Here is a 3974-nt window from a genome sequence, read left to right on the forward strand (position 1 = left end):
TTGTGTGAATACTTACAGTTTACCCCAATGAAACGCTATGAGTTTTTTTGTTGCACTATATTTTACAATTTATCAAAAAAATAAATCAACTTTTTCAAATTCTTGAACCGATTTAAATATTTTATCCTATATTTTGATTTTTCAAAGGAAAATCCTGTCATTTTAAGTCTCAATAGCAGTCATTTTTGACAAGTAAAAAGCTTGCAAGTTATACTATCACTATGTATAAGGAGGAAAATATGAAAAAGAAAATTCAACTCACCACGGGATTGTGTGCAGCTGTTTTAGCCCTCAGTCTCGCAACAACCACTTTTGCTGATGAGCAGACAGCCCCTGTCACTGCTCCTATCTCTGAACGATTAGATACGGTTGCTCCTGTTTCAGTAATTTCAGAGAGTTCAGCTACTGCAATTACCAATGAAACAATAGCCCCACTTCCGAGCGAAGAAACAGCTAGCCTGACGGCTGAGGAATCAACCCCAGATCCTGCTGAAACTCCAGTTGATCCACGAATCTCTGAAATTCGTGTCATCCATCGCCGTCGGACTCTGAAACCAGACTTTTCTCCAGTTGCATCTTCAACAGATGTCGTCTACAAGACGGTTGAAGCCCGTGCTTTTACCGAATATGACGTCTCTGGAAATGGACCAGCAACGGTTACAGACGAAAACGGAAAAACATGGTACCGAGTAAGATATTCTGATCTCGATATCAAAGATGGCTTTGCATACAATAGCGCTCCTGAAAAAGGAACTGCCACCGCACCCGTCATTGAAGTCATCCATCTCTATGATGATATCGATTTGAATCCAGAGGTCATTAAACGTGCTCGTTTTGTAGACGAAAAGGGACAAGAAATTGCGCCTTCCCAAGAAAACAGCGTCGAGCGGAGCCTCGATTTGGCTTATGAAGCTGGTCTCCCAACAGCACCCGCTCAAATCCAAGCCAATGGAAAAACTTATACCTTCCAATCAGCTGACAAAGAAGAATTGACCTCCCACAAACTTCATGTTTCTAACTTGGTTACTGTAACCTATTTCTATAAAGAAGTCACCAAACCAGTTGTTGAGAAACCGTTAACACCTTCTGTTCCAGAAAAACCTGTTCAAAAACTGCGTCTTCCAAAAGGGAATAACGGAGTGAAAACACGTGTACCTGTTAGCAAGAAGACTCAATCAAAACCTTCAACCCCAGAAGTGAAGAAATTCCGCCTTCCAAAAGGCAACAATGGGGCTAAGACCCGTGTTCCTGTGAAAAAAGGGAAAACTATTCTTTCTGTCGATTTCCTATAATTCTAAAGAAAAGAGAGTGGGACAGAGATCGGTAATTCGTTAGAATGCGATTTCGTCGTCCCACCTCCGCACAGTTGAGTAGGGCTGTAAAAGCTGATAAAATCAGCGTAGTAGAGCCCACTCAACCACTACGTCTTGCTCGACAATCCAAAGACAATTAAGAGGCTAGGACTTTTGTCCCAGCCTCTTAATTTTTAATTTTCCATAAATTGATGCAAGCGGCGAACAGCTTCCTTCAGGGTTTCCAAGTCAGTCGCATAGCTAAGACGGACATTCTCTGGAGCTCCAAATCCAGCACCTGTGATGAGGGCAACTCCCACTTCTTCCAGGATGGCAGTTGCAAACTCTGTCACATCCGTATAACCTTTCATCTCCATGGCTTTTTTGACATTTGGGAAGAGATAGAAAGCTCCCTGTGGCTTGATCACATCAAAACCTGGAACTTCGCACAAAAGAGGATAAATGGTGTTCAAGCGCTCCTCAAAGGCTTGACGCATCACCTCTACTGAGTCTTGTGGACCTGTCAAGGCTTCAATCGTAGCATACTGAGAAACAGCTGTCAGATTGGAAGTTGTCTGACCGGTTAGCTTACTCATGGCTGCAATGATTTCTGGGTCACCAACCGCATAACCAATCCGCCAACCAGTCATGGCATAGGCTTTTGAAACCCCGTTGATGACAACCGTTTGTTTGCGGATGGCTTCGGATAAGCTTGAGATTGGAACAAACTCATTGCCGTTATAGACCAGACGACCATAGATATCATCTGCAAGGATGAGGATATCATGCTCAACAGCCCAATTTCCAATGGCTAAGAGTTCTTCCTTGCTATAAATCATACCCGTCGGGTTAGATGGAGAATTCAAGACCAAAACATTCGTCTTTTCCGACCGAGCTTCTTCCAATTGTTCAACGGAAACTTTAAAATCATTGACTTGGTGCCCCTTGACATAGACAGGAACCCCTTCCGCCATTAGGACCTGGTCCCCATAGCTGACCCAGTACGGTGTCGGGATAATGACCTCATCACCTGGATTGAGCACAGCCATAAAGAAGGTATAGAGCGAGAACTTCGCTCCAGTCGCAAAGGTTACTTGATTTGGTGAAACGGAATATCCATAGTAGCGTTCGAAATAGGTATTGACGGCAGTCTTTAATGCTGGAAGGCCAGAAGCAACCGTATAAAAGGAAGCCCGCCCATCCCGAATAGCTTGAATTGCAGCATCTTGAATATTCTCAGGAGTGTGAAAATCAGGCTGGCCCAAGGTTAGAAAGAGGATATCTTTTCCTTCTGCCTTTAGTTTTTTTGCTTTGGCATCACTTGCTAGGGTGACACTTTCTTCCATCTTTAATACACGATCAGAAATTTTCATACCTTACCTACTTTCTATCTGGGAGCAGCTACAGACGAACCAATTTAGACTAAGATTCTACCAAAACTGGCTACAACACCTATATTATACACCATCTATCTGACTTGGAGCAAGATTTTACTAAGGATTGCCCAGAAACTTTACCCCTTCTTACTATTCGACAAGTAAATAATTTGAGATTAAAGTTAACAGACCTATTTCTTGTGTTGATAATTTTATTATCTTGTCACCCGCCTGTAATCTATTTGATATTAAGGCTTAATAGCATCTAATACTATTTATTGATAAAATAATAGTATGAAGAATTTAGAAAAACTATTTGAAGAAGCCCAAACAGAATTAAAAACCATGATTGTCTTTCACAAGGCGGAACGGACTTTTCGTGCAGCAGAATCTCATGTCTTTAAGGATCATCAGTTGACTCCTACTCAGTTTTCCGTTTTGGAAACCTTGTATAGTAAGGGGGATTTGCGTATTCAGAACCTGATTGACAGCATTTTAGCGACCTCTGGAAATATGACTGTCGTCATTCGAAATATGGTGCGTGATGGATGGATCAAACGCGAAACGGATCCAGATGACCGTCGTGCCTGCATTGTTTCTTTGACAGAAAAGGGCCGTAAAAAAATTATCGAAGTTCTTCCTGATCATATACGAAATGTTCAAAAAGTTATGAGTGTCTTTACCGAAGAAGAGCATCAGCAACTGCAAACTCTTCTGAAAAAACTAAAGGGCACCCACTAAATTCTAACCATTCAATCAGTCGTGTTCATGACCAACTAGCTAAAGTTGCTAACTATGAACGCGTTTTTTTATTCTCAAAAACAAAAGGTACTAGTCGCTGTTGACTAGTACCTTAGATTAGAGGTAAGGTCCTCTTAAAAACTTTCCTTAGGTGAGTACGGACGTCAGCGAACTTCTTCAAAGTTCCATGACTAAATCAAGATACAAAGGGCGTCTGCGGATAAAGTCAAAATAGGAGGTTTGACGCAGAATCTTTCGATTCTAGGAAGACTTATCTTTTTGACACAATCCACAGCCCGTGTTCAATTAGTTTTGAGCCTCTTCGCTCTTTAATTTCTTGGCTCAGGCTAAAACAGTTTCCCAAACTGTTTTACTCTCAATAATTCCGGGTGCCTGAAACATAATTGTTTCAGGTACTTTTCTCACAGAGGAAAGTTTTAGCTATGACTAAAATAACTTAAATAAAGTCATTTATTTAAATCATCTAGCTATTTTATATGATAAATTGCAAGAATAAGTGCAACATTTACTTGAACTCATCCTCTAGAGCTTCACAAGCAGTTCT

General features: G+C 41.1%; 3 protein-coding genes. 2 read left to right on the forward strand and 1 reads right to left on the reverse strand.

Annotated elements, in window-relative coordinates:
• Window positions 1-239: 239 nt before the first annotated feature.
• Window positions 240-1292, forward strand: a complete 1053-nt coding sequence (locus K1J10_RS10185) for a cell surface protein (RefSeq protein ID WP_223357255.1) — start codon at window positions 240-242, stop codon at window positions 1290-1292.
• 194 nt (window positions 1293-1486) lie between these two features.
• Here the strand turns inward: K1J10_RS10185 and K1J10_RS10190 are convergent, their stop codons facing one another.
• The gene (locus tag K1J10_RS10190) at window positions 1487-2665 is read right to left on the reverse strand and encodes a pyridoxal phosphate-dependent aminotransferase (RefSeq protein ID WP_223357257.1); all 1179 of its coding nucleotides are present in this window, start codon (window positions 2663-2665) and stop codon (window positions 1487-1489) included.
• Between the two features lie 297 nt (window positions 2666-2962).
• Here K1J10_RS10190 and K1J10_RS10195 point away from each other — a divergent pair, with 297 nt between their 5' ends.
• Window positions 2963-3409, forward strand: a complete 447-nt coding sequence (locus K1J10_RS10195; protein WP_223357260.1) for a MarR family winged helix-turn-helix transcriptional regulator — start codon at window positions 2963-2965, stop codon at window positions 3407-3409.
• The last annotated feature ends 565 nt before the right edge of the window (window positions 3410-3974 follow it).

Source organism: Streptococcus australis, from assembly GCF_019930045.1.
Taxonomy (GTDB): domain Bacteria; phylum Bacillota; class Bacilli; order Lactobacillales; family Streptococcaceae; genus Streptococcus; species Streptococcus australis_D.

What these genes read in the sequence shown, in the direction of transcription:
- K1J10_RS10185 (WP_223357255.1), top strand. Translation starts at nt 240, where the DNA reads ATGAAAAAGAAAATTCAACTCACCACGGGATTGTGTGCAGCTGTTTTA.
- K1J10_RS10190 (WP_223357257.1), bottom strand. Translation starts at nt 2,665, where the DNA reads ATGAAAATTTCTGATCGTGTATTAAAGATGGAAGAAAGTGTCACCCTA.
- K1J10_RS10195 (WP_223357260.1), top strand. Translation starts at nt 2,963, where the DNA reads ATGAAGAATTTAGAAAAACTATTTGAAGAAGCCCAAACAGAATTAAAA.